Source organism: uncultured Exiguobacterium sp., from assembly GCF_964277885.1.
GTDB lineage: Bacteria > Bacillota > Bacilli > Exiguobacteriales > Exiguobacteriaceae > Exiguobacterium_A.
In genome coordinates this window covers 1,753,157-1,779,542 of sequence record NZ_CAXYJR010000005.1, presented here as the reverse complement: position 1 = coordinate 1,779,542, position 26,386 = coordinate 1,753,157, and the positions used below count along the sequence as shown (strand labels likewise).

21 protein-coding genes are annotated in these 26,386 nt (G+C 49.4%); 20 read left to right on the top strand and 1 reads right to left on the bottom strand.

Annotated elements, in window-relative coordinates:
- The first annotated feature begins 82 nt into the window (after positions 1–82).
- The 14 genes from ACHWTJ_RS11165 (at position 83) to ACHWTJ_RS11100 (ending at position 17,352) form a co-directional block, all read left to right on the top strand.
- Positions 83–1,696 carry an alpha/beta hydrolase gene (locus ACHWTJ_RS11165; RefSeq protein ID WP_394679728.1) on the top strand — a complete coding sequence of 538 codons (1,614 nt, stop codon included), beginning with the start codon at positions 83–85 and terminating at the stop codon, positions 1,694–1,696.
- Entirely contained in the window at positions 1,693–3,147 is a 1,455-nt protein-coding gene (locus tag ACHWTJ_RS11160) for a phytoene desaturase family protein (RefSeq protein ID WP_394679727.1), read from the top strand. Before ACHWTJ_RS11165 ends, ACHWTJ_RS11160 begins: the two co-directional genes overlap by 4 nt.
- A gap of 124 nt (positions 3,148–3,271) precedes the next feature.
- Positions 3,272–3,559 carry a hypothetical protein gene (locus tag ACHWTJ_RS11155; protein WP_029341204.1) on the top strand — a complete coding sequence of 96 codons (288 nt, stop codon included), beginning with the start codon at positions 3,272–3,274 and terminating at the stop codon, positions 3,557–3,559.
- A 105-nt stretch (positions 3,560–3,664) separates the two neighbouring features.
- Entirely contained in the window at positions 3,665–4,933 is a 1,269-nt protein-coding gene (locus tag ACHWTJ_RS11150; protein WP_035398181.1) for a DUF445 domain-containing protein, read from the top strand.
- Entirely contained in the window at positions 4,930–5,757 is an 828-nt protein-coding gene (locus ACHWTJ_RS11145; protein WP_394679726.1) for a DNA-3-methyladenine glycosylase family protein, read from the top strand. The genes ACHWTJ_RS11150 and ACHWTJ_RS11145 overlap by 4 nt, the downstream gene beginning before the upstream one ends.
- 111 nt (positions 5,758–5,868) lie before the next feature.
- Complete coding sequence (locus ACHWTJ_RS11140) at positions 5,869–6,306, top strand: RicAFT regulatory complex protein RicA family protein (protein WP_023467714.1); 438 nt, start codon at positions 5,869–5,871, stop codon at positions 6,304–6,306.
- 62 nt (positions 6,307–6,368) lie between these two features.
- Positions 6,369–8,900 carry a DNA mismatch repair protein MutS gene (gene mutS / locus ACHWTJ_RS11135; RefSeq protein WP_394679725.1) on the top strand — a complete coding sequence of 844 codons (2,532 nt, stop codon included), beginning with the start codon at positions 6,369–6,371 and terminating at the stop codon, positions 8,898–8,900.
- A 10-nt stretch (positions 8,901–8,910) separates the two neighbouring features.
- The gene (mutL, locus tag ACHWTJ_RS11130) at positions 8,911–10,743 is read left to right on the top strand and encodes a DNA mismatch repair endonuclease MutL (RefSeq protein WP_394679724.1); all 1,833 of its coding nucleotides are present in this window, start codon (positions 8,911–8,913) and stop codon (positions 10,741–10,743) included.
- A gap of 271 nt (positions 10,744–11,014) precedes the next feature.
- Positions 11,015–11,404, top strand: coding sequence for a CidA/LrgA family protein (locus ACHWTJ_RS11125; protein WP_050677344.1), 390 nt, complete (start codon positions 11,015–11,017; stop codon positions 11,402–11,404).
- Positions 11,397–12,080 carry an LrgB family protein gene (locus ACHWTJ_RS11120; protein WP_023467718.1) on the top strand — a complete coding sequence of 228 codons (684 nt, stop codon included), beginning with the start codon at positions 11,397–11,399 and terminating at the stop codon, positions 12,078–12,080. The genes ACHWTJ_RS11125 and ACHWTJ_RS11120 overlap by 8 nt, the downstream gene beginning before the upstream one ends.
- Positions 12,081–12,181: 101 nt before the next feature.
- Entirely contained in the window at positions 12,182–12,706 is a 525-nt protein-coding gene (locus ACHWTJ_RS11115) for an AAA family ATPase (protein ID WP_394679723.1), read from the top strand.
- Between the two features lie 101 nt (positions 12,707–12,807).
- Positions 12,808–14,847, top strand: coding sequence for an ATP-binding protein (locus ACHWTJ_RS11110; RefSeq protein WP_394679722.1), 2,040 nt, complete (start codon positions 12,808–12,810; stop codon positions 14,845–14,847).
- Between the two features lie 239 nt (positions 14,848–15,086).
- Entirely contained in the window at positions 15,087–16,916 is a 1,830-nt protein-coding gene (locus tag ACHWTJ_RS11105; protein ID WP_394679721.1) for an anaerobic ribonucleoside triphosphate reductase, read from the top strand.
- Positions 16,888–17,352: a 4Fe-4S single cluster domain-containing protein gene (locus tag ACHWTJ_RS11100; protein ID WP_394679720.1), complete on the top strand. Its 465-nt coding sequence runs from the start codon at positions 16,888–16,890 to the stop codon at positions 17,350–17,352. Before ACHWTJ_RS11105 ends, ACHWTJ_RS11100 begins: the two co-directional genes overlap by 29 nt.
- A gap of 40 nt (positions 17,353–17,392) precedes the next feature.
- Here the strand turns inward: ACHWTJ_RS11100 and ACHWTJ_RS11095 are convergent, their stop codons facing one another.
- Positions 17,393–18,865, bottom strand: a complete 1,473-nt coding sequence (locus ACHWTJ_RS11095) for a DHA2 family efflux MFS transporter permease subunit (protein WP_294742485.1) — start codon at positions 18,863–18,865, stop codon at positions 17,393–17,395.
- A gap of 162 nt (positions 18,866–19,027) precedes the next feature.
- On the opposite strand from ACHWTJ_RS11095, the gene ACHWTJ_RS11090 reads away from it, so the two are divergent.
- The 6 genes from ACHWTJ_RS11090 to ACHWTJ_RS11065 all read left to right on the top strand — a co-directional run bounded on the left by ACHWTJ_RS11090 (position 19,028) and on the right by ACHWTJ_RS11065 (position 26,315).
- A complete protein-coding gene (locus tag ACHWTJ_RS11090) occupies positions 19,028–19,936 on the top strand; it encodes a TetR/AcrR family transcriptional regulator (RefSeq protein WP_223041572.1) in 909 nt (302 codons plus the stop codon).
- Positions 19,937–20,008: 72 nt separating this feature from the next.
- Entirely contained in the window at positions 20,009–21,451 is a 1,443-nt protein-coding gene (locus ACHWTJ_RS11085) for a SulP family inorganic anion transporter (RefSeq protein WP_394679719.1), read from the top strand.
- Positions 21,452–21,587: 136 nt separating this feature from the next.
- Positions 21,588–22,412 carry a fumarylacetoacetate hydrolase family protein gene (locus ACHWTJ_RS11080; protein ID WP_294749621.1) on the top strand — a complete coding sequence of 275 codons (825 nt, stop codon included), beginning with the start codon at positions 21,588–21,590 and terminating at the stop codon, positions 22,410–22,412.
- Between the two features lie 287 nt (positions 22,413–22,699).
- A complete protein-coding gene (locus ACHWTJ_RS11075) occupies positions 22,700–23,446 on the top strand; it encodes a DeoR/GlpR family DNA-binding transcription regulator (RefSeq protein ID WP_029341218.1) in 747 nt (248 codons plus the stop codon).
- Positions 23,443–24,363, top strand: coding sequence for a 1-phosphofructokinase (gene pfkB / locus ACHWTJ_RS11070; RefSeq protein WP_035408794.1), 921 nt, complete (start codon positions 23,443–23,445; stop codon positions 24,361–24,363). Before ACHWTJ_RS11075 ends, pfkB begins: the two co-directional genes overlap by 4 nt.
- Positions 24,364–24,380: 17 nt before the next feature.
- A complete protein-coding gene (locus ACHWTJ_RS11065) occupies positions 24,381–26,315 on the top strand; it encodes a fructose-specific PTS transporter subunit EIIC (protein WP_294742473.1) in 1,935 nt (644 codons plus the stop codon).
- Positions 26,316–26,386 lie beyond the last annotated feature (71 nt).

The window sequence follows — 26,386 nt, the reverse complement described above, 5'->3', positions numbered from 1 at the left end:
GCGTCACGGGCGAAAGAATCAACGTCGACCGTTTTTACTTTTGCGAGATAGGGAATAACAGATGAGGAAAGGATGTGACCTGATGAGTACGAAGAAGAAAGGGATTTTGCTCTCATTTTTGATGCTGACGCTGCTCCTTGGGGGTTGTATTCGCATCCAATATGATGCGACGATCCATACCGATCAGAGTGTCACCTTAAAGACGACATATGCCGCAAAGGAACACCCAGTAGCGCGTTTACTGAATCTAAATCCGAACTGGAATAGTTATGTCAAACAGGCAGAAAAGAATGGCTATGCGGCGAAAACGTTCAAGACGAAGGATGACTATGAAGGAATCCGGATGCAGAAGACATTCGCAAACTTCAAGGACATGACGTCGATCAAGGACGAATGGAAGACAGGTATCGGAGGGATTCTTATTCCACCCGATACGAAGTTCGACATGAAAAAATCGGATGGTTTTTGGTTTGATACGTATCGACTGGATACGAACATCGATCTCAGTATCGATCGTTTGAATATCAAAGGCTATCAACCGACGGGACAGGTCAAGAAACTCGCAGACCGGTATATCCGTCAAGCCGATATCGAAATCAAGCTCCACGGTCCGAAAGTGATTGGTCTCCAAAATGGAGAAAAGATCGACTGGTCGAATTACCATGATGTGTCATGGAAATTATACGGAACGAAAGCCAACCAGCTACAGTTGATTGCGTATGTACCGAATCCGACAGGTTGGATCATTACCGGTATCGTGTTATTAATCGGCGTCGGATTATTCCTCTACTGGGTCTTTCACCGTGTCCGCCGTTTGCGCAGGCAACAGTTGAAGACGATTAGCATCTCGCTCCTCGTCTGTTTGATCGTCGGGGGAGGCGCGTGGTGGGTGTTCGCGGAAGATACGTCAAGTGCCCCGCCACCAACGCGTCAGATCGTCACGCAAGGAAAGAGTGAAATCGTACCGACGTTCCTCGTCCACGGTCTATTCGGGACGGAGCGGACGTTCGTGCCGATGATTCAAAACTTCACGAATAAAAAAGTCGCCGATGATGGTGGTCGATGTGACGTGACTCGTTCCGGGAAAGCAACCTGTAGCGTCAACCCCTCGCCGACCGGATACCCACTTGTCCGAATCGTCTTCGCCGATGATGAGGCAAGTCTTGCCGATCAGCAAAAGTGGTTGAATGCGGCGATTGCCGCTTACGATGCGAAACAAAAAGCGACCTTTTCCGATATTCAGCTCGTTGGGCACAGCATGGGTGGTGTCGATGTCGTCGCCTATACGGTCCAAGAGGAGATGCCGTATCACGTCCGAAAAGTCGTGACGCTCGACTCACCGATCGCCGGCTCCGATTACGCGAAACTCGGCTTGACGCTCGCGCCGCTCGGCACGAATACGAACAGTCCTGCGATCCGCGATCTTGCGAAGGGCTCACCAGCGATGAACAATCTGACCCAAAGGCTTGAGACGTGGCCACGCGACGTACTCGTCTATTCATTTGGTGCCAAAGGAGGCGACTTCAATCTGATTTCGCTAAAGAGTTCGTTTGCACTCGAGAAGTTTACGGATAACATCCAGACGAAATCATACAAATATGATCACTTCACAATTCATCGCCGGGAGCCGGTCTTCCGCGAAATTCGCAATTTCCTGTTTAAAGAAAATCAAGTCACGGAGGAGGAACCATCATGAAACAGGTCGTCATCGTCGGCGGAGGAATTGCCGGTCTAACGGCTGCGGCATTGATCGCACAAGAAGGACATGCTGTTACGGTACTCGAGGGAAGCCGTGAATGGGGAGGATCAGCCGGGAAGTTCACACGCCGGGACTTGACGTATCCCGTTGGAGCGACCCTTGGGATGGGATTTGAACCGGGTGGTATTCATGCCCGTGTGCTCGATCATCTCGGAGTGACGCACCAAGTCGAGTCGCTCGATGTCGTCATGACGATTCGCATCGAAGGACGATTGATTCATTATTATCAAAATCGCGATGCATTTCTAGCCGAATTGACGTCACATTTTCCGGAGCAAGCATCGTCGATTCGGGCGTTCTTTGCTGAAATCGAGCAGATACACGAGGCGATTCGACCATTGATGGCAGAACTGCCGGCATTGCCACTTCAAGATTTAGCTGATGTCAGGCGGTTAGTTCGACATGCGAAAAGTGTCGTCCTCTTACCGTATTTTCCGCTGACGATTGGTCATCTGTTACGAAAACATCAACTAGCGGATACGTTGTTCGCACAAGTGATCGACGGGATCTTACTCGACAGCATGCAGACAGGGCAGGAGGCGTCAGCTTTGCTAGGGGCTGTCGCCTTATCGATTTATCATGAAGGTGCCTATTATGTTCCGGGCGGATTATACCGGCTGGCTGAGCAATTGAAAGAGACAGCCGAGGCGAGCGGAGCGACTTGTCTCCTTGGGCGAAAAGTCACGTCGATTCGTAAGACACCAGATGGGTTCTTGATCGAGGACCGTCGCGGGCGCTTGACGCTTGCTGATGCTGTCATCTGTGCGGTTCCGCTTGAAGGCATCCGAGAAATCGTCAGCGCGGATATGCGACGAACGTTACGACGGACGTACCAGCGACAGGAAAAGCTACAGCAATGGGCGACCTTTACGTATTATGCGGCGATACCAGAGTCGATCACTTTGTCTGACGAAGCATTCCGGCAAGTCCATGATCCGTCCCTACCTTCAGGTCATGCCTTCATCTCTCTCTCTCGTCCGGATGACCGGTTACGTGCACCAGCCGGTCAGCGGACGCTGACGATGTCATGCCATGTTCCGATTGGTACGTTCGATAAGACGGACCGGAAACGCTACGACGAACAAGTCGAGAAGATGTCGGCAATCTTCGAAGCCATTCTTGAACAACAGTTTCCAGGTTTCCGTCAACAGGCAATCGAACGTCATCCGGGTGGACCCGGTGCGTGGGTTCGCTATACGTTCCGTCCGGACGGTGGAGTCGGGGGATATCCGCAACGTCCGAGTACGAGTCTCTTGTTCGCAGCACCGTTTCGAACAGGCATTGATCACTTCTTTGCAATCGGCGACACGATCTTTCCGGGTGCCGGGACGATCGGGGCGACGACGTCCGCGATTCATGTTGCCCGACAGTTTGATGTCAGATTATGAGAAATCATCGTAAAATGATGAAAGAAGCGACGCATCTGTCGCTTTTTTCACATTTGAGGATTATGATGAGGAAGAGTCGGGAACATGATATCCATGAACAGAAAGAGAGAAGGAGTGAAGAACCATGGAGACATTCGAGCAAAAATGTCAGTCGTTCATTCAGGAACGACGACCTGAAGTCGGTCCGATTCAATTCGAGTCGGCGCGTACGTTTCTCAATGCACGCGGTTTAAGCGTTTACGAACGGATTTATCAAGGGAAAGAGGAAGTCCGATTGGCGTTCGTCGAGCAGACGAATGGTCAACAACTCGTGTCATTAATGGAAAATACATTCGGCAACGGACTGGTCTATTTTGTCTCAACGGCAACCGCGACATGGGATGGCGACCGTTTTGGTGAATACACGTTTTAAGTACATAGGGAGTCCCAGTCGATGACTGGGGCTCTTTCGTGTCGAAACCTAATCCTTGTCCCGTTCGTAAGGTAGATAAGTGACTCAGTTGAAGGAGGAAACGATGTGTCATCACTTGAACAACCTAAAACATCGACACGGCGGCTTGCGACCGTCTCGTTGATTTTCATGGCGGTCGGATTCGTCGTCTCATTGCCATTTAAAGAAAATGCGTGGGTCTTTTGGCTCCAGAGTGGTTTTGAAGCCGGACTCGTCGGTGGGATTGCTGACTGGTTCGCGATCACGGCGTTGTTTCGCCATCCGCTTGGCTTAAAGATTCCCCATACGAACCTGTTGCCGAAAAATCGGGAACGGGTCATCGAATCAATCGTTCATATGCTCGAGACGGACTTGCTCAATAAAGAGAGTATCGTCGCGAAACTCCAGCACATGACGCTCGCAGATCGTGTCATCAAAATCTTACGTTCGATTCTCGTTCTGCCTGCTTTTCGAGCGACCGTTACCGAACTATTGGTCGGTCTGATCCGGAAATTACCGAAAGAGGCGATTCTTGAGTTTGCGAATACACGGGTGACGGAGACGATCAAAGCGTATCCGTCAAAACGGCTAGCTGTCCGAGCGATGGAGTTAAATGAGGAACGTCGACTCGACGAGTGGCTGATGGATCAGCTACTCGGTTATGGGCAACGTCTGCTCGAAGACCCCGTCATCCGCGATCAGATTGGGCGCCTTGCCTATACGGCGATGATCGACCAAGAAAAGAATACATTCTTGCGGGTGACGGCGCGAACCGTCCAAAAAGTCTATTCAGAAGAAAAACTCAGTCTTGTCATTCAAGGTGTCTTGTTGACGGTCATTCAAGATATGCGACACGTCCATCACCCGAATCGTTTAGCGATTCTTGATCATCTGCGTCGTAACTTGGCACAGTTGTCGATTGATGAAGAGCGTCTAGCGAAAATCGATGCTTGGAAGGCAAGCGAGGTCGACCGGTTTGACTTCGTTCCGGTCATTGAACGCGCGTATGATGCTGGTTTGATCGAACTCGAACGCTACTTGACGTCAGATGCCTTCTGGACGGAACGGGCGATGCCGATGCTTTCGCGCGCTTTAGACGACTGGGAACAGCATCCGACGTTCAAAGATAGCAGTGATCAATGGATGAAGGAGCAACTCGTTCGTTTCGTCGAACAAAATCACCAAAAAATCGGTGGACTCGTCCGCGAGAACTTAAACCGGTTCGATACGGAGACACTGATTCATATGATCGAGGATAAGGTCGGCAGTGACTTGCAATGGATTCGGGTCAACGGAGCATTGTGCGGATTTATCATCGGTTTGATTCTCGGTGCGATCAAGGTGTTCGTCGGATGAGCCGATGGACATATGATGTGACATTGTCGGAAGCATTTGATTTTAAAGGAATCGTGTCTCGTTTGACGGAAGACCCGTTACAAATCGAACAGGATGGGCGACTCGTCGTTCCAGTCTTCGTCAACGATCAGGCATACATCACGATGATGGAAGCCATCGATGGTTATACGTTACGGATTGACGGTTCAGGACCGCAAACAGCGGTGCTGACGCAACTCAATCGGCGCTTTCGACTCAATGAACCGAATCCTGCGCAGCGTCTCAAGGCGACGTCGTTACATGCAATCGTCGAACGGTTCGGCGATGAACGACTCGTGCTTGATCATTCACCGTTCACGGCCTTGATTCGCTCGATCATTCATCAACAGATCAATCTCTCATTTGCCCATACGTTGACGGAACGTGTCTTTCGAACATTCGGAACGGTCAAGGACGGGATCATCCTTCCGCCGACACCGCGTCAATTAGCGGCAGCGCGTCGCGAAGACTTGCTTGCTCTGCAACTATCAGGACGTAAAGTTGATTATCTGCTTGGTGTAGCGACAGCAGCGATTGATTATGATGCATTGATGTCAGCCGACGATGCAGAAATCGCTGAGACGTTGATTGCACTGAAAGGCGTCGGACCATGGACAGTCCAAAATGTCCTGATGTTCGGGTACGGTCGTCCGGACCTTTTTCCGGCATCAGACATCGGGATATTACGGGCTTTCGAACGGTTGCTCGGTTACCGACCGACGGTGGAAGAAGCGACGCGACTGGCAGAGGAATTTGCCCCTTTCCGCAGTCACGCCGCCTATCTATTATGGCGTTCGATTGAATAAGGAACTATTCTTGTCACTCTATCGCGAGAACGGTATAATGAATGCGACAGAACGAGGAATCGTTCAGAATGCTAAGGGAAGCGACGTGTTCGCTAACGATAGAGGGGACGAATGTGGATGTATACAGATGAACAAATCATCGAAAAAGCCAATGAAATCGCCAAAATGATTTCAGAGACACCGGAAGTAGAACGATTTAAAGCGGCAGAAGCCAACATCAATGGAAATGAAAAAGTCCAAAAGATGATGAAACAAATCAAGTTCCTTCAAAAAGAGGCAGTCAACTGCCAACATTACGGCAAAACAGAAGCACTCGCACGTGTCGAAGCGAAGCTCGATAAATTGTTCGCTGAGCTCGATGAGATGCCTGTCGTCCAACAGTTCCAAGAAACACAAGAAGAAGTCAACGGACTTCTCCAATACATCACGGTGACGATCTCGAACGGGATTACGGATCAAATCATCGAAGCGACGGACGGAGATGTTCTCGCTGGTAAGACAGGTAGCGGCATGGAAGCAGAAAACAAAAGCGGCGGTTGCGGCTACTAATCACGAAATGAACGAAAAGCCGACGGACATCCGTCGGCTTTTTCTACGAATGAGGTGGAAGAATGGAAGCAGTACACAACACTCCGATGATGAAACAATACTTCTCGATCAAGGCGGACTATCCGGATGCCTTCTTGTTTTATCGGCTCGGAGATTTTTACGAATTATTCTTTGAGGATGCCAAAAAGGTCGCCCATGAGCTGGAGTTGACGCTGACGGCGAAAAACGGCAAGAACGCGGAACATCCGATTCCGATGTGCGGCGTGCCCCATCACGCAGCGAACGGCTACATCGAACAGTTGATCGAGCGTGGTTATAAAGTGGCACTTTGCGATCAAGTCGAGGATCCGAAGTTGACGAAAGGACTCGTCAAACGCGAAGTCATCCAAGTCATCACGCCGGGAACGTTGATGTCCGCCTTGACGGAAAAAGAGAATCGGTACTTAGTCGCGGTCGTCGAACAGGACGGTCGCTTTGGGATTGCTCGCGGAGATGTCTCGACAGGTGAGAGTGCCTTGACAAGCGTTGCGACACTCGACGGTGTGGTCAAGGAACTGAGCATCATCCTGCCACGGGAAATCATCGTCACGACAGAAGAACATGAGACAGCACTCGCACACTTACGGATTCCACTGACGCGTAGTTCACGGCGCGAGACGCATCCGCACGGCGACCGTGCGATTGATACAGCCCAAGCGGAAGCCTTTGCGGTGCTCTATGCCTACATGCACGATACACAAAAACGAGCGTTGACACATCTACAACCTGCTGTCGTCTATGAAGCGAGCGACTTCATGCAACTCGAGCCGAATACGGTCAAGAATCTCGAGCTCGTTCGCTCGGCACGGACAGGAGATAAAAAGGGTTCGTTGCTTGGTCTGCTTGACGTGACAGGTACAGCGATGGGTGGACGGATGATGAAACGGTGGTTAGAAAAACCGTTATTATCGGAACGCGTGATCACGGAACGGCTCGACGCCGTTGAAGAACTGTTGCAACACTATTTCGAGCGTCAACAACTAAAAGATACGTTACGCGAAGTCTATGATCTCGAGCGACTCGTCGCGAAAGTTGGGTATGGAACAGCGTCTGCGCGCGACCTCGTTCAATTGAAGTCGACGTTACGGCTGATTCCCCGCATTCAATCAGCGCTTGAGGAGATGATGAGTGAACGTCTCGGTCAACTCAGTCTCGGACTTGATCCGCACGATGAGTTGAGCGATCTACTCGATCGTGCGTTCGTTGAAGCCCCACCGATCTCAACGAAAGAGGGCGGAATGATTAAGGCTGGTTATTCAGCAGACCTCGACGAGTTACTCGTCGCCTCAAAAGACGGCAAGACATGGCTTGCGACACTTGAAGCCAGTGAACGGGCAGCAACCGGTATCAAGACGTTGAAGATCGGCTACAATCGCGTCTTCGGTTATTACATCGAGGTCTCACGTGCCAATGCCAAGCTGTTGCCGGAAGGACGGTATGAACGGAAGCAGACACTTGCCAATGCCGAACGTTATATCACACCGGAACTGAAGGAAAAAGAAGCGTTGATCCTTGGTGCGGAAGAGAAGAGTGTCACACTCGAGTACGATCTCTTCTGCGGGGTGCGCGATGAAGTCAAAGGACACATCGAAAGCTTACAACGGGTCAGTCGCCGGATCGCAGAACTCGACGTCCTCGTCGCACTGGCTGAGATTGCTGAGACGCATGACTACGTCCGACCAATCACGACGACGGGACGAACGGTTGATATTCAGCAAGGACGTCACCCGGTCATCGAAACAGTTTTACCGCGAGGTGAATACGTCGCGAACGGGATTACCTTAAACGAAGGACGCGAGATGCTGTTGATCACTGGACCGAACATGTCTGGTAAATCGACCTATATGCGACAGTTCGCCTTGATCGCCTTATTGCATCAAATCGGCTCGTTCGTACCAGCTGCTCAAGCGGAACTGCCGATCTTCGATCAAATCTTCACGCGGATCGGGGCGGCAGATGACCTCGTCAGTGGACAGTCGACATTCATGGTCGAGATGGTCGAGACACAAGAAGCCTTGACGCGTGCGACGGACCGGTCGTTGATCCTGCTAGATGAAATCGGTCGCGGGACCTCGACGTACGACGGGATGGCACTCGCACAAGCGATCGTTGAACACATCGCCCGGCACGTTGGGGCGAAGACGCTATTTTCGACTCATTATCATGAACTGACGGTGCTTGAAGAATCGATTGATCGATTAGCGAATGTTCACGTTCGTGCCGTTGAACAAGATGGGCGTGTCGTCTTCTTGCATGAAGTACGCGACGGAAAAGCCGACCAATCGTACGGAATCCATGTCGCGCGGTTAGCTGATTTACCGGATAGTCTGATCGAGCGGGCGCAAGTCCTCTTGTCCGAGTTCGAGCAGGCAGAGCCTGTTCCGGTCGTAGCACCTGTCAAAGCTCCTGTTCAGGAGGAGCCGGTTGATCAACTCAGTCTGTTCTCAGAAGCGGATCCGCTGCGTGAGACGATGGCGAGTCTTGATTTAATCAATATGACGCCACTCGAAGCATTGAATACGCTGTACCGCCTACAAGCCGAAGCAAGAAAGTGAGGAGAATGCAGTGGGAATCATTCGTGAATTATCCGATAGTTTAGCGAACCGGATCGCGGCGGGAGAAGTCGTCGAACGCCCGGCATCGGTCGTCAAGGAATTGGTCGAGAACGCACTTGATGCCGGTGCGACCCAAATCGATGTCGAACTCGAAGAAGCCGGAATGAAACGGATGACGATCCGCGACAACGGGCATGGCTTTTATCCGGATGACGCTGAACTGGCTTTCGTCCGTCACGCGACGAGTAAGATCAAGGACGAGCATGACTTGTTCCGGATCAAGACACTCGGATTCCGCGGAGAAGCACTTGCCTCGATTGCGTCCGTCAGTAAAGTGACGTTGAAGACGAAACGTGAGGATGCGGAAGGGATTCAGGTGACGCTTGAGTACGGGACGGTCGTTGAACGGACACCAGCAGCAATGAACCGAGGAACGGAATTGACGGTCGAGCATCTCTTCTTCAATACACCGGCACGGCTGAAGTATTTGAAGACGACGCATACAGAACTTGCGGCGATCACGGACGTGCTGAACCGGATGGCGTTTGCTCATCCAGACGTCAAACTTCGGGCTACCCATGAAGGAAAGACGTTGATCCAGACGAACGGATCAGGAGACGTCCGGCAAGCGCTGGCGAGTGTCTACGGTCATCAAACGATTCAAGGAACGTTGGTCGCCAAGGGCGCGAATGCCGATTATCAATTGACGTGTCATCTCGTCAAACCGGAAGTGACCCGTGCCTCGAAGAATTACATTACGTTGATTCTCAATGGACGTTCGGTCAAAAACTTCGCTCTGACGCAAGCGGTCTTGAACGGTTACCATACACTCTTGCCGATCGGGCGGTATCCGATTGCAGTCATCGAGGTGACGATGGATCCACTCCTGATCGATGTCAACGTTCACCCGGCGAAACGAGAAGTCCGTCTTTCAAAAGAGATGGAGCTCTGCCAGTTGATTCAGGAGACGATCAAGATGACGCTCAGCCGGGAGACACTGATTCCGAAAGTGACGCCACCGAAACCAAAAAAAGATCCGAGTAGCCAAGAAAAACTCGATTTTTCTTATGTCGCGGAACCAGTCGAAGAGACGTCATCGCGAGCGGTCTGGAATTATCCGATTCCGAAAAAGCCGCAAGAAGACGATCGATCACCTGTCGAGAAATCATTACCGTTTAGCAACGAGGATGATCTATTCGAGCCCATCGCACCGGTCAAGCAAGACTTTGTCGAACCGATTGAGGAACCAGCCGCGCGTCCGCGCTTTCCGCATCTCGACGTCATCGGTCAACTTCATTCGTCCTATATCGTCTGTGCCGGGGAAGACGGGATGTATATGATTGATCAACATGCAGCACAGGAACGAATCAAATACGAGACGTATAAGGTCATGTTCGGTCGACCACCGGAACAGAGGCAACAATTGCTCTTGCCGTATACGTTCGAAATCTCGTCGGATGATATGAAACGGATGGATGAGGTCCTGCCATTGCTAAAAGACGTCGGTATCGAGTTTGAAGCATTTGGTCCACAAAGTTTTATCGTTCGAGAAGTTCCGACCTGGTTCCCGTCCCATCGGCAGGAAGAGACGATTCAGGAATTACTCGATGAAGCCTTGATGAAGCGAAAAATCGATCTTGAGACGTACCGGGAGGACGCTGCCATCATGATGGCATGTAAAAAATCAATCAAGGCGAATCATCCGTTGAACGATGAGATGATGCGCCGATTGATTGACGATCTAGCGAAAACGGAGATGCCGTTCACGTGCCCACACGGACGCCCGGTCATCATCGAATGGACAACGTATGAACTCGAGAAGTTATTCAAACGGGTCATGTGATTAAGATGAGGAGACGATCCCATTCAGGTGTCGTCTTCAGATTGAAGACAAGGCGCAATTTTTCTCTAATGAGAAGGATTGCGCTTATTGTTCGTCTCGAATCATTTATTGTACTGATACACGACTGACTGGTTTTTGTTTGTGCTAATACAAAAAAAGGTGTGGATTTTCATGAGAACGGTTACTTCAGTAGATTAACTAGATTTCATTGATTGTTGAAGGAAAGAGGCGGATAATAAGACCCGAAACTGTTAACAAGGGGACCTTTATCATGCTTTCACGCGTTATGCGTATCATTCAAATCATTGCTCAAATCGCACTTATTTTTTGTTTTTCACTCAGTGGGGACTGGGTGAGCGAAACTTTCCAGTTACCATTACCCGGTAACATCATCGGCTTGATTCTTCTATACGTGACGTTAAAAAGTCGACTGCTTCCTCTCGTTGCCGTCGAACGGGGCGGAACCTTTCTGCTGTTCGTCATGCCGTTATTCTTTGTCCCAGCATTGTCTGGAATCATGGATTATACGGCATTCCTTCGAACATCTGGTCTTCAAGTCGTGTTGATCGTCGTCGTCAGTAGCCTGCTGACGTTAGTCGGCTCGGCTTATATCGTCGATCGCTTGGCACACCGGAAAGAGGCGGTGACCCCACATGAGTGAGACATTGTTCTGGATCATCCTGACCATTCTTTTATTCAGTGGTGCAATGTTTCTTTACCAACGTCATCCCCGTGTCTGGACGTTACCGATCCTGACGGTGACGGCTGTCCTGATCGTAATTCTCGTCTATAGCGGCGTCTCACATGCAGAATACATGCAAGGGGGACAATACTTGTCGAAGATGCTCGGTCCAGCGATCACGGCGTTTGCGATTCCGCTCTATCGTGTCCGACATCACGTCCGGCGTTTCTTACCGGAAATCGGACTTGGTGTCTTGCTTGGAACCTGTATTGCAATGAGTTCAGATTTGTTACTCGGTCTGTTGCTTCATCTCGAGCGGACGACGAACCTTGCCTTGTTACCGAAATCGGTCACGTTACCCGTTGCCTTAGCGATCTCACAAAAAGCTGGCGGGACGACGACGCTGACGGCAGCCTTCGTTTTATTGACCGGATTAACGGGATCCATCGTCGGACCAAAATTAATGACGGGCTTGAAGATTCGGCACTTCGTCAGTCGCGGAGTAGGCTTGGCATCGATTGCCCATGTCATGGGCGCGACGAAATCGATGAGTCTTGATCAACGCGAAGGGGCGGTCGGTCTGCTGACGATGGTATTGACAGCCGTCTGTGCCAGCGTCATCGCACCGTTTTTAATCACATGGTTATATGGATGAACACTCTGTTTTTTTAACGGAGTGTTTTTTTGTAGCCGATTGAAACTTGTCGACCGTTTTAGCAGTATAGTACAACAGAAAACAGGGTGGAGGAGAAGATGATGATTATTTGGATTAACGGTACATTTGGCGTCGGGAAGACGACAGCAGCAACTGGGTTACAAAAGCGCTGGAGCGGCTCACATATCTTTGACCCGGAAGAGACAGGTTATTTTCTACGGGCGCAACTGCCGGAAAAGAAGGACGATTTTCAGGATGAGCCGTTGTGGCGCACGTTTAACCGCCAGCTCCTCGAGCAGCTCGATACGGAAGATGCGCGGATTATCGTGCCGATGACCTTGACGAATCCAGCGTACTTTCAGGAAATCATCGGCACGTTACGAGCGAACGGTCATGACGTCCGTCATATCGCCCTGATGGCGAAGGAGGCAACTGTCAAACGCCGCCTGATCAGCCGCTTTGAGCGTCCAAACTCGTGGGGCGGTCAACAAGCGGAACAACGACTAAGGCAATTATCCGATCCGCTGTTCAGTCAACAGATCGAGACGGATGATCTGACGAAAGGGCAAGTCATCGATGCGATTGCTCTCGTGACTGGGATTGGACTCTCGCCTGCCCGATCGTGAAGGGTTCAAGAAAGAGGTTTCCGGGAATCATTAGATGATAATACATGAGGAGGAAACCATCTTGAACGAGGGGCAACTTATTGCTAGGAGGATTTATGAACATGAAACACTGGATGACTGAGAAATTGGGCAGACAGTTGATGGCGATTTTTTATAGTGTCTTTGCACTAAGTGTCATCACATCGGTTGCCAGTTATTTATACGTGGATAATGCAGACGGTCGGACGAAGGAGCAAGTACTCGACCAGTTACAAAAGACACAATGGTTCTGGTTCTTGAACTTGATGATTTTTTTATTTTGTCTATTGTTCATCGTCCGTCCGTTGATACATCGGGTGACGTCACAGCTCCGCGAACTGAACGTCAAGAGTCGTCGTCTTGCGGAAGGCAAGTCGATTTCGCTCGAGCATGATGTCGACAGCCATAATGAAGTCGGTCAATTGACGGCATCGTTTTACCAGATGGCACGGTCGATCTCATCACAACATGCGGAATTGTCAACTAAGAATCAAGAAATGGAACACAATCAGGAAATATTGAAGCAAAAACAGAACGAGCTTGAGCGCGCCTTGGAAGTGACCCGGACAAACGAGTTGCATCTACAAGATCGTAATGAATTAATCGAAACACTTGCGTCAAAAGAAAGTTTATTTGATTACTCCTCTGTCATCAGTACCATCGTCCGGTTGACGAAGACAGAGTTTGGGGCATTGTTACTGATTAAGAATAATGAAATCGCTCAAGTCGTTCCAAAAGAAATGACGGAAGAACAACAAGAAAGTCTGAAGACAGAATCGTTACTGTTAAAGCGAGTTATGATTTCAAAAGAAACCGCACATTCCTCAAAAAAAGTTGCGAACGATGATCTCATCAAGTATCCGTATCACGTTTATGAAGGTGTCATTCCGATTATGGATCCTGCAAAAGAAGAATTGATTGCCTGTCTTTATCTAGCACGGTTTGACGCACCATTCAACCAGCAGGATTTAGCGGAACTGGAATCGTTTTCGAAACAAATCGCGATCTCATTGATGCGAATGTCACTCTACGAACAGATGGAATACGAACGAAAAGAGACGGCACAGCTGTTGAATTCCGTTCGGGAAGCGATTCTCTATATCAAACACGAAGAGAAGACGATCTTAGGGAATCAGGCGTTATTTGATATCTTCCAGTCGTTACAAGTCGAAGAAGACAATGATTCGATGACCTTCCTTGAAGTTCGACCGGAGACGATGTTCGAACAGATGGACCAGAAGGAAGCGTTTGAAGCATACTTTGAAGAAGTCTTATCGGGTGAGATTCCGGAGGGCATGTTCTCCTTATCAATCGATCAAGGTGAATACTTCATTCAAGTTTATGCCGAAGCGATCGCGCATGGGGAACAGTCGAAGGGAACGATTCTTGTCTTCCGTGACGTCACGGCTGAGACAGAAGTCGACCGTGTGAAGTCGGAACTCGTCTCGACGGTCTCGCATGAACTAAGAACACCTCTTTCCTCGATTTATGGCTTTACGGAGCTCATGTTGAAACGAGATCTCGATCCCGAGCGGAACAAGCGATACTTGCAGACGATTCACGATGAATCGAAACGTCTGACTGATCTTGTCAGCGACTTCTTGAACGTCCAGCGGATGGAGTCAGGAAAGCAAGAGTATGACAAACAGATCTTTGACCTGAAGGAAATCGTCAAAGAACAAATTCAGTTTTATCAAGCGGCTACGGAACAACACAGTTTGCAGCTTGATTTAAACGATGAACAGGACTTCATGGTCGAGGCAGATGCAAACAGCATGAAACAATTACTCGGCAACCTCTTGAATAATGCGGTGAAGTACTCACCGGACGGCGGGGATGTCGTCGTGACGCTGACCCACCAGCACAATCAGATTGAACTCAGCGTTCGTGATTTCGGAATCGGGATTCCAAGTCATTCGATGCCGCATCTATTCAGTAAGTTTTATCGCGTCGATAACTCAGACAGCCGAAAAATCGGCGGGACGGGTCTTGGATTATCGATTTGTAAGGAAATCGTTCGCGCACATGACGGTAACATCGAGGTCGAATCGATTCTTGGAGAAGGAACAGTCTTCCGAGTTAAGTTGCCGAGTGCGACGGACGCGTTACTCGAAGCAGAATGAAATGATGAAGAAGAGGCGATATCTTGCGTCTCTTCTTTTTTGTCGTGCCTCGTGTGAGATTCGTCCAAATCCATGCGTTTGGCTAAAGCGAGTAAAATACAGATATTTAATCAATAAATCGAACAGATTGATGACAGAACGGCTAAAACAGTTGAAAAAATCGTAAGTTGTGCAGGTCTTGCGAACGTTTCTGAACTCTCGCTATAGTGTTTACAAAAAAGCGTGAGAGGAAGAGATCGATGCAAAGCTTGGAAGCGTTACTCACACCATCTCAAGATATCGAACAAGAGAATGCCAACATTGATGGAAAAACACCACTGGCGAAATTACAACGGATTGCCGGGGAAGCAGCACGACAGATGATGCGGCGACAACTCGAACCGGATGTCCTGCAGGCGCTTGACGATAACATCTTATATATCCATGACGCCGATTATTACGTGACCGGGACGACGACCTGCGCCCAGATCCCACTCGGTCAGCTACTTTCAAACGGATTTCAGACGACACACGGTTCAATCCGTCCAGCGCAAGATATTCGTTCTGCCCTTGCCCTTGCGGCAATCATCGTCCAGGCAAATCAAAACATGCAGCACGGCGGACAAGCCTTCGCGACCTTTGACGATGATCTAGCACCGTTCGTCGAGAAGACCTACCAACGCGAATGGAGCAAACTAAATGACCTCGTCCCCCTTTGGAAACGACGTAAGCGAGAGCGGCGCGCGTGGCAGGAGACGTACGAAAAGACGTTTCAGGCATGTGAAGCGTTCATCCATAATACGAATTCGATGCATTCGCGCGGCGGAGGACAGGTGCCGTTTTTATCCGTCAACTACGGAACGAATACGACGCAAGCAGGGCGGCTCTTCCAGCGTGCCTTGCTGACAGCGACGGAACGTGGACTCGGAAAGGGCGAGACGCCGATCTTTCCGATTCAAATCTTTAAAGTCAAACAAGGCGTCAACCTGTCACCGACAGATCCGAACTACGATTTGTTTCAACTTGCCACTCGCGTGACAGGAAAACGATTGTTTCCGAACTTTGCGTTTCTCGATGCACCATTTAACCGTCAGGAGCAACCGGGAGGAGCAGAAGTCGCGTATATGGGGTGTCGGACGCGTGTGTTTGAAGATCGGGAAGATGCACCGTCTGTCACGGGAAGGGGAAATCTATCCTTTACGAGTATCAATCTCGTCCGCTTGGCGCTTCAGAGTCAAACGGTCGATCAAATGTTCGAGTCTGTTCAAGACATAACAAGACTTGCATGCCGGCAACTCATCGCACGTTATGAGTTCCAGGCAAGCCAAACGGCTGACGCGTTTACATTTTTATATCAGCATGTCTGGAAAGACGGTGAGACGTTAAAAAGTACGGATCCTGTGGGTTCGGTCCTCAAGCACGGGACGTTAGCGGTCGGCTTCATCGGTCTCGCGGAATGTTTGACCGTCTTGACTGGGAGTCATCATGGTTATTCCGAACTGGCGCACCGGATTGGTCTTGCGTTGATTCAAGCGATGCGAACAGTCGTCGACAACTATGGTGAGATGACGGGATTGAACTTTAGTTTACTTGCCACTCCGGCCGAAGGGTTATCCGGGAAGTTTACACGCCGTGATATCAGTGATTTTGGAGAGATCGAAGGAGTGACCGATCAACCGTATTACACGAATTCCTTTCATATCCCCGTCGACGCGCCGGTGACGATCCGTGAGAAGATTCAACTCGAAGCTCCGTTTCACGCCTTATGTAATGGTGGACATATCACCTATGTCGAAACGGATGGTGCCCTTGCTGGAAATCCGGAAGCGATTGAAGACATCGTTCGTTTGATGGCAGAGGCTGGAATCGGCTATGGATCAATCAATCATCCCGTCGATCGTTGTCTAGATTGCCGAACGGAGCAGACGATCGAGGATCAGTGTCCGGTTTGCGGGAGTAAGTCGATCGAACGGATTCGACGCATCACAGGATATCTCGTCGGGACGCTGGACCGCTGGAATGAAGCAAAACGGGCTGAAGAGCAGAATCGGGTGAAGCACGATGCTACGCGTTCTTTCCCTTCTTCCTGACTCTGTCGTCGACGGTCCTGGTTTACGAACGGTTCTGTTTCTTGCCGGTTGTCCACACCACTGTGTCGGCTGTCATAATCCATCCTCCTGGGATCCGGCAGGTGGAGTAGCTTGGACGATTGACGAGACGGTTGCGCGGATTCAAGCGATCGGTCACCGGCGTCTGACGATATCCGGTGGGGAACCGTTATTACAAGCGGTAGCGCTCTTTCGGCTACTTGAACGACTCGGACAAGACTACGAGATACTCTTATACACAGGCTACATGTTGGAAGATATCATCAAACAGCTAGAATGGCATCCTTTGTTGCGCCAACTAGACGGATTGATTGATGGTCCGTTCGTCCTATCAAAACTTGACCGAACGATGAGTTTTCGCGGTAGTACGAATCAACGGATCTACGATCGACAGCAGCTAAACGAACGTTTGGACTAAACAAAAACTCCCCCATCTTTTCAGACGGGAGAGAATCAAATCATGCATATTTTTGTTCTTGATCGACGGATTCGACGACTGCGAGTGTCGTTGTCCGTCGTTTTTTGATGAAGAACGACAAGATTAAGGCTGCGAGTGCGAGTAACGTCGCGATGAAGAACGTATCATTAATTCCTTCGATCATCGCCTGCATCTGCAACCATTCCGGATTAGCGGCTTCAGGTTGTGAAGCGAATTCCGGGACATGGTGTTTCGTCCGTGATGTCATGATCGTCACGAGCAGACCTGAACCGATCGCACCCGATACTTGTGACAATGTGTTGTTCAATGCCGTACCGTGGGGTGTCAAATGTTGCGGAATGTGGTTCAATCCGTTCGTCATGACGGGCATCATGACCATTGAAATCCCAAGGAAACGTAGCGTATACATGATGACGAGAAACGCATATGACGTATCCGCAGCTAGCTGACTGAACGAGAACGTTGTTAGAACCGTCAGTGATAAGCCGATGATAGCAAGGATCCGAGCACCGAATCGGTCGAACAGACGACCCGTGATCGGTGACATGATCGCCATGACGATCGCACCCGGTAACATTAAGAGACCAGAGTGAAACGGTGAGATACCGCGAATCGTCTGGATGTAGATCGGCATCAAGATCATTGCTGAGAACATCGACATGTTCAAGACCATCGAAATCCCTTGTGATAAAGCGAACATCGGATACCGGAAAATCCCGAACTCAAGCATCGGTTCTTCGAGCATGAATTGACGTATAATGAAGGAAGTCAGGCTGATCACACCGATGATCAATGATCCGATGACCGTCCAAGACCCCCATCCGGCAGAACCGGCGGAACTGAAACCATACAGTAAACCACCGAAACCGAAGCTTGAAAGGACCAGTGAGAACAAATCGAGTTTGAGTGAACTTCGAACTGTCTCTTTCTTCAATAAGAAGGCACCCGTGAACAGCACGAGTAACGCAATCGGTGTGACGAGATGGAACAACATCCGCCATTCATAATGTTCAAGAATCCAGCCGGACAATGTCGGTCCGATCGCTGGTGCGAACGTAATGACGAGTCCGAAGATGCCCATCGCTTGCCCGCGCTTCTCGATTGGAAAACCGGTCAAGAGAACGTTCATTAATAGTGGCATCATGATCGCAGAACCCGATGCCTGCATCATACGTGCACCGAGTAGAAGCGGGAAGATGTGTGCTTGTCCAGCGATGATCGTACCAAGTGAGAACAGCGTCATCGCTGTCAAGAACAGTTGACGTGTCGAAAACTTCTGGACGAGGAATGCCGACGTCGGAATCATGATTCCGTTGACGAGCATATAGCCCGTCGTCAACCACTGGGCGGTGCTTGCCTGAATACCGAATGAGCCCATGATCGACGGTAAGGCGATGTTGAGTAAGGTCGAGTTCAGGACCGCAACGAACGCACCTGCCATGAGGACAGCTAAAATTAAATAAAGTCGTGATGATTGCTTGCTTGATTGCATTTCGTTATGCTCCTTTTGTACTATGAGTCTAAAATGTTAGACTTGAATTCTATGACTGACTTGGCTATCTTACCAGCAGAAGTCGAATGAGTTCAAATTATTTGCTTCATACACTAAAATAAGTGGTTGTCGAACCAATTATGAACAGAAAAGGACAAGACCATGAATCCAAAAAAGAAACAATTATTAGATGCTGCCTATCAACTATTCGTCGAAAAAGGTTATCAATCGACGTCCATTCAGGATATTCTCGAACATAGTAACGTCTCTAAAGGGACGTTCTATAATTACTTCTCCTCTAAAAATGAACTATTCATCGATGTATTCAATACTGTTTTTGAAAAGATGCGAACGGCGCGTAAGGAAATTCTCGTCGGACGAGATGTCTCGGATTATGAGACGTTCATCCAACAAGGTAACTGTTACTTGGAACTGATGCAAAAGTATAAATTGTATACGTTGTTCGAAGAGGCGATTGCTTCAAATGAAAAAGAACTGAAGACGTTCATGGAGAATAACCGTCTTCTTGAAATCGAGTGGACGTTTGAGCGGTTACGTGATTTATTCGGTCAGACGAAAGAACCGTATCTTCTAGATTTAGCGGTCATTTACACGGGGATGTTGCAATATGCGATGTATTTCTTCCGTCAATCCGAGCCGAACACCCAACCAGAACGGGTCGTCCGATATGTGTTCAATCGGTTGACGCATCTCGTCGAAGACGTCAGTCGAACGGAGGAACAGTTGATTCCGCCAAGATTCCTATCGGTCTGGCTTGATCGTCCACAAGATGAAGTCGTCATTCGGAAGGATTTATTCGAAAAGACGAGTGCGCATATGAAACGTTTGATCACCTTGTCTTCGATTTCCGAAGAATCAAAGGAAGCACATGAAGAAGTTCTCGATTTCATCTATGAAGAACTACTTGAACGGAAGAAACCAAAAATTCATCTTCTGCGTCGTGCACTCGAGACGATGGATGAAGATCCAGTCTTCGCGGGACAGGAAATCATGGCGACTTATAAAGCGATGGTCGATGAGATTGCCCGCATTCGGACCAAAACTTCCTAAAAAGGTTGCTTTTTGAAACTTAGCCGATTACACTGAGACCATTCATATTAGAAAAGGGGTCTCAATCATCATATGTTTACTCAATGGAAAAAAGAGTGGTTCTTGCAACCAAAAGCGGATTTGCTGTCCGGAATCGTTGTTGCTTTGGCACTCGTTCCGGAAGCAATCGCGTTTTCGCTGATCGCTGGCGTTAACCCGATGGTTGGTTTATACGCTTCCGTCATCATTGCGATCGTCATCTCGATTGCCGGTGGTCGTCCCGGAATGATTTCAGCTGCGACCGGTGCGATGGCACTCGTCGTTGTCCAACTCGTCAAGGACCATGGTGTCGATTATTTACTAGCTGCCGGTATCCTTGCCGGAATTCTACAAATCGCGTTCGGATTTTTAGGAATTGCTAAGTTATTACGATTCATTCCTCGATCCGTCATGGTCGGATTCGTCAATGCTTTAGCGATTTTGATTTTCTCGGCACAACTGCCGCAGTTCGAAGGACAGAACTGGATCATGTACGCAATGGTCGCAGCATCACTCGCCATCATCCTGTTATTCCCACGCGTGACGAAAGCGATTCCGGCACCACTCGTTGCGATTACGATCATGACAGTGTTGACGGTCGTCTTCTCACTCGATACACGAGTCATCGGGGACATGGGACAAATCGAAGCGGCGTTACCAAGCTTCTTCTTACCGGATGTTCCGTTCTCGCTTGAGACGCTGCAAATCATCTTCCCGTATGCTTTGTCACTTGCATTCGTTGGTTTGATCGAATCGTTGCTGACGGCACGAATCGTCGATGAGATGACGGATACGACATCAAACAAAGCAATGGAATCACGCGGACAAGGGATTGCGAACATCATCGCAGGTATGTTCGGTGGAATGCCGGGCTGTGCGATGATCGGTCAATCGGTCATCAATGTTACGTCCGGTGGGCGCGGTCGCTTGTCGACGTTGACAGCAGGTGTGTTCCTGATGCTGTTGATGTTTACGATGAACGATCTATTGATGACGATTCCAATGGGAGCGCTCGTCGGTGTCATGTTCTTCGTTTCGTATGCGACATTTGACTGGGGCTCATTTAAGATGCTCAAGACGTCACCGAAGAGTGATTCTGCGGTCATGCTCGCAACCGTTCTTGTCACCGTATTGACGCATGACTTATCGATGGGCGTTCTTGTCGGGATCTTGCTTGCTGCGCTATTATTCGCGTCAAAAATTTCTCGTATTCAAGTCGAGCGCAAGGAGCAAACAGATCGAGTCCGTTATACAATACGTGGACCGTTGTTCTTCGCATCGACGACGACATTTTCAGAACAGTTCCAGCTCGAGGCTGATCCATCGTCCGTCATCACGCTTAATTTCTCAGCGTGTCACTTGTTTGATGATTCCGCTATTGAAGCAATCGAAAACGTCGTCTTGAAATACGAACGACTTGGCAAAAAAGTCGAACTCGTTGGATTGAATGAAGAGTCGCGGGCTCTTGTTGATCGGCTCGCTCAACGGATTGCGTAAAGATTAAATGAGAAGGTAGAGATAGGGAGAAGTAGCCGGAGCAGTGTCGGCTACTTTTTTTAATCTCTGATATATCGATGAAAAGTGCGTCCATTGATTGGGTTCGCTATACTTAAAACAAAAGGGGGCAATTAGAATGAAATGGTTTCGATTTGAGCAAGACGGAAAAGTAGGCATCGGGGTTGAACGGGATGGCTCTACATATGATGTGACGGCACAAGTCTATACGGATTCATTGCTTGAAGTGATTTCACGTGAGTTCGATGTTGATCTTGATTTGGATATCGCACCGTTACTTAAAGGGAATGTTCGCCAGCTCGCACCGTATGTACCGGCACGTAACGTCATCTGTGTCGGCAAGAACTATGCCGATCACATCAAGGAGATGGATACGGCGGGAGCGGGGAAATTCGTCTTATTCACGAAAGCACCGACATCGATCGTCGGTCCGTTCGAATCGATTGAGCGGCATGCGGATTTGACACAGCAACTGGATTATGAAGGAGAACTCGCCATCATCATCGGCACAACGGGGCGTGATCTGACACCTGAGAATGCACTTGATCACGTGTTCGGCTATAGTATCGTCAATGACGTGACAGCGCGGGATTTACAAAAAGAACACGTCCAGTTCTTCCGTGGTAAATCGCTTGATGGGTTCTGTCCGTTCGGACCGGTCATCGTCTCAGCGGACAGCTTTGATCCGCGTGACGTCCTCGTCGAGACGCGCGTGAACGGGCAACTCCGACAGTCGGGATCAACCGCGTTGATGTTGCGTGACGTTGTGACGATTTTAGTTGAAGTGTCGCGCGGAATGACGCTTGAAGCAGGGGACATCATTGCGACAGGAACTCCAGCTGGTGTGGGTCACGGCATGAAACCACCGGTCTACCTTCAGACAGGGGATGTCGTCGAGGTATCGATTGAAGGAATCGGTCGCCTGCAAAATGAAGTCCAGTGAACGAAGATGACCGAAATGATTGAATTTCATTCACCGCTTTCCACATTACTTTGGAAAGCGGTTTTTTATTTTGCGAAATACATAGATAATTTGAAAAATGATTGATTTTATTCGATAAAACAGTCATCATATGACCGTTTTTGATGTATAATGAAACTATAAGGACGGTTTAATGTCGAAAAAAGTCGTATTTTGAACGTTTTATAGAGAAATTATATAATTTTTGAACGTTTTTGATTGATTTTTGAATGTAAACGCTTTATATTATAGATGTGGAGGGAAACCTTATGTTAACGAAAAAACGCCATCAACTCATTCTCGAATTACTAGCTCGAGAAGAAGTCGTCAAGATGCAAAAAATCGTCGAGCAAACCGGTGCCAGTGAGTCTACGATTCGTCGGGATTTATCACAGCTTGAGACAGCAGGTCATCTGCGTCGGGTGCACGGGGGCGCGACAGCGAACCATTTGCAAATTGAGGAACCGAGTTACTTCGAAAAGAGTGACAAACATGTCGAAGAAAAGGAACGGATCGCACGAGCGGCCGCTGACCTGATCGAAGACGGCATGTATGTCTACCTCGATGCCGGAACGACGACGCTTGCCATCGTTCCGTATCTCGAAGAGAAGGCGATTACGGTCGTGACGAACAGTCTTCCTCTAGCGAACACGTTACTCTATCACCGTATCCCGACGTTCGTCGTCGGAGGTCAACTGAAGCATTCAACGCAAGCACTCGTCGGTTACAACGCACGTGAAGGAATGTTGATTTACCATTTTGATGTCGCGTTCCTTGGGATGAACGGTGTTCATCCGACACAAGGCTTCACGACACCAGATCCGGAAGAGGCACTCGTAAAGAAGACAGCGATCGAGTTAGCAAAACAATCGTATGTACTCGTCGATGAGACGAAACTGGATGCAATCAGCTTCAGTCGGGTGGCGTCCTTGCAAGCGGCGACGATCATCACGACGACATCCAGCGAGCAAGAAGCGAAATACAGTCAATACACAGAGGTGGTGAACGCGAAATGATTTATACACTGACACTCAATCCATCCATCGACTATTATGTCACGTTACCGGTATTTGAGGCAGGACAAGTCAATCGTGTCGAACAGGCGGAAAAAGTGGCCGGAGGGAAAGGAATCAACGTCTCTCTCGTCCTAAAAAACTATGAGGTAGAAACACAAGCACTCGGATTCCTTGGGGGAAGTACCGGACAATTCATCCGGACAGAACTCGAGAAACGAGGCGTGTTAACAGACTTCACACCGATTCAAGATGAGACGCGGATCAACGTGAAGATTCGTGCCGATCAAGAATCTGAGCTGAATGCAGCGGGACCGAAGATTCAACCGGAAGAGCTGGAGCATTTATTATCCCGATTCAAGACGATGCAAGCCGGTGACATCGTCGTCTTCGCAGGCAGTATCCCAAGCAGTCTGCCGCATGATCTCTATCGTCATATCGCGACGATCTTGAATGAACGGAACGTCCGCTTCGCCGTCGATACGACGAAGGAAGCGATGCTTGAAGTCTTACCGCTTGGTCCATTTTTAATCAAGCCGAATCACCATGAACTCGGTGAAATTTTCGACGTCGAGATTACGTCGAAGGAGATGGCCGTTCCATACGCACAGCAGCTCGTCGAGCGTGGTGCCGAGAACGTCGTCATCTCATTTGCAGGAGACGGAGCACTGCTCGTCAATCGGCAAGGTGCCTACACGGCAAATACACCGGCAGGAAAGCTCGTCAATTCTGTCGGTGCAGGAGATTCACTCGTCGCCGGATTCGTCGCCAGCCATGCGCTCGGTAAATCACCAGAAGAAGCGTTCCGCTATGCGGTGACGACTGGTAGCGCGTCTGCTTATTCCTTCGGTCTTTGTACGAAGGAAGATATTGATCGTCTCCTCGTAGATGTTAACGTCGTTGAACTCATTCAATCCTAAAAGGAGTGTGACTACTCATGAAAATTACTGATCTCTTGACACGTGATACGATTCAGCTCGATTTACAAGCGTCATCTAAAGCCGCTGTCATCGACGAACTCGTCAACGTCCTCGATCGGGCAGGAAAACTGAACGATCGCTCGGCATATAAAGAAGCGATTCTCGCACGGGAAGCGCAAAGCACGACAGGTTTAGGGGAAGGCATTGCCATCCCACACGCAAAAACAGCAGCAGTCAAAACACCAGCGATCGCTTTCGGTCGTTCGGCAGGTGTTGACTACGAAGCACTCGATGGTCAACCAAGTCGGTTGTTCTTCATGATCGCAGCGGGTGAGAACGCAGATAATGCGCACCTTGAAACACTTTCGAAACTATCCGTTTATCTGATGGATATGAACTTCCGCGATACGATTCTTGCGGCTAAAACAAAAGACGAAGTGATCGCAGCGATCGAAGCGAAGGAACGCGAAGAAGAAGGTCCGGTTGACGTCTCAAGCGACAACGTCGACCAAGACGCACCGTATATCCTTGCTGTCACAGCTTGTCCTACAGGAATCGCACACACGTATATGGCAGCTGATGCCCTTCGTCAAAAAGCGGAAGAGATGGGTGTCCGCATCAAAGTCGAGACGAACGGATCGACAGGAGTCAAGAACGGTTTGACACAACAAGACATCAACGATGCGACAGCGATCATCGTCGCTGCGGATAAAGCGGTTGAGATGGATCGCTTCAACGGGAAACACGTCGTTGAAGTACCGGTCGCACAAGGAATTCGTAAACCACAAGAATTGATTAACCGTGCCGTCAAACAGGACGCGCCTGTTTACAAAGCAAGCGGTTCAAGCGAAAGTTCAAAACCAGCTCGTGGTGGATTCTACAAACACTTGATGAGTGGGGTATCCGCGATGTTGCCACTCGTCGTCGCTGGTGGTCTCTTGATCGCGATCAGCTTCTTCTGGGGCATCAACTCCGCAAACCCGGATGATCCATCGTACAATGAATTTGCTGCACAATTGATGACGATCGGAAAAGCCGCATTCGGTCTCTTGATTCCGATCCTCGCTGGATTCATCGCGATGTCGATCGCTGATAAACCAGGTCTTGCTCCTGGTCTGATCGCTGGGTTCCTTGCAAGCAGTGGTAACGCTGGTTTCCTCGGTGGATTGATTGCCGGTTTCCTTGCTGGTTACGTCGTTCTCTTACTCGTTAAAGTCTTCAAAGGTCTCCCGGCAGCTCTTGAAGGAATCAAACCAGTCTTGCTTTATCCATTGTTTGGTTCATTCATCACAGGGATGATCATGTTGCTCGTCATCAATGAGCCGATCGCGCAATTCATGAAATGGCTCACGGATTCATTGAACGGACTCAGTGGCGGGAACGCAATCCTCCTCGGTATGCTCGTCGCAGGTATGATGGCAATCGACATGGGTGGTCCAATCAACAAAACAGCATACGTTTTCGGTACAGCTGCTCTTACAGCAGGTAACACAGAAGTCATGGCAGCCGTTATGGCAGGTGGGATGGTTCCACCACTCATCGTGGCTTTCTCATCAACATTGTTCGCACGTAAGAAATTCACACCGCAAGAACGTGAAGCAGGTATCGCTGCTTACGCAATGGGTGCATCGTTCGTCACAGAAGGTGCGATTCCATTCGCAGCAGCCGATCCACTCCGCGTCATTCCGTCAAGCGTCATCGGTTCAGCGATCGCTGGTGCGTTGACAATCGTCTTCGGCGTCTTGCTCCCGGCACCACACGGCGGTATCTTCGTCTTCCCGCTCCTTGATGGTCCATCAGGTACAGTTATGGCAATCGTCGGTTACGCAGGTGCGATCCTCATCGGGTCACTCGTCGGTGCGGCAATCCTATCCTTCCTCAAAAAACCGCTCGTTGACCAATCGGTCGCAAAAGCGGAAATGACAGAAGGAACAGGTACGAAAGCATCATAATTCACTCAAATCCTCTCCGTTTTCAAGCGGAGGGGATTTTTTGTTGAATTTTGACGGCTAACGGTGAAGAA

Coding starts and splice junctions, on each gene's coding strand:
- ACHWTJ_RS11165 (WP_394679728.1), top strand. CDS start 83: ATGAGTACGAAGAAGAAAGGGATTTTGCTCTCATTTTTGATGCTGACG.
- ACHWTJ_RS11160 (WP_394679727.1), top strand. CDS start 1,693: ATGAAACAGGTCGTCATCGTCGGCGGAGGAATTGCCGGTCTAACGGCT.
- ACHWTJ_RS11155 (WP_029341204.1), top strand. CDS start 3,272: ATGGAGACATTCGAGCAAAAATGTCAGTCGTTCATTCAGGAACGACGA.
- ACHWTJ_RS11145 (WP_394679726.1), top strand. CDS start 4,930: ATGAGCCGATGGACATATGATGTGACATTGTCGGAAGCATTTGATTTT.
- ACHWTJ_RS11140 (WP_023467714.1), top strand. CDS start 5,869: ATGTGGATGTATACAGATGAACAAATCATCGAAAAAGCCAATGAAATC.
- mutS (WP_394679725.1), top strand. CDS start 6,369: ATGGAAGCAGTACACAACACTCCGATGATGAAACAATACTTCTCGATC.
- ACHWTJ_RS11125 (WP_050677344.1), top strand. CDS start 11,015: ATGCTTTCACGCGTTATGCGTATCATTCAAATCATTGCTCAAATCGCA.
- ACHWTJ_RS11120 (WP_023467718.1), top strand. CDS start 11,397: ATGAGTGAGACATTGTTCTGGATCATCCTGACCATTCTTTTATTCAGT.
- ACHWTJ_RS11115 (WP_394679723.1), top strand. CDS start 12,182: ATGATTATTTGGATTAACGGTACATTTGGCGTCGGGAAGACGACAGCA.
- ACHWTJ_RS11110 (WP_394679722.1), top strand. CDS start 12,808: ATGAAACACTGGATGACTGAGAAATTGGGCAGACAGTTGATGGCGATT.
- ACHWTJ_RS11105 (WP_394679721.1), top strand. CDS start 15,087: ATGCAAAGCTTGGAAGCGTTACTCACACCATCTCAAGATATCGAACAA.
- ACHWTJ_RS11100 (WP_394679720.1), top strand. CDS start 16,888: ATGCTACGCGTTCTTTCCCTTCTTCCTGACTCTGTCGTCGACGGTCCT.
- ACHWTJ_RS11095 (WP_294742485.1), bottom strand. CDS start 18,865: ATGCAATCAAGCAAGCAATCATCACGACTTTATTTAATTTTAGCTGTC.
- ACHWTJ_RS11090 (WP_223041572.1), top strand. CDS start 19,028: ATGAATCCAAAAAAGAAACAATTATTAGATGCTGCCTATCAACTATTC.
- ACHWTJ_RS11085 (WP_394679719.1), top strand. CDS start 20,009: ATGTTTACTCAATGGAAAAAAGAGTGGTTCTTGCAACCAAAAGCGGAT.
- ACHWTJ_RS11080 (WP_294749621.1), top strand. CDS start 21,588: ATGAAATGGTTTCGATTTGAGCAAGACGGAAAAGTAGGCATCGGGGTT.
- ACHWTJ_RS11075 (WP_029341218.1), top strand. CDS start 22,700: ATGTTAACGAAAAAACGCCATCAACTCATTCTCGAATTACTAGCTCGA.
- pfkB (WP_035408794.1), top strand. CDS start 23,443: ATGATTTATACACTGACACTCAATCCATCCATCGACTATTATGTCACG.
- ACHWTJ_RS11065 (WP_294742473.1), top strand. CDS start 24,381: ATGAAAATTACTGATCTCTTGACACGTGATACGATTCAGCTCGATTTA.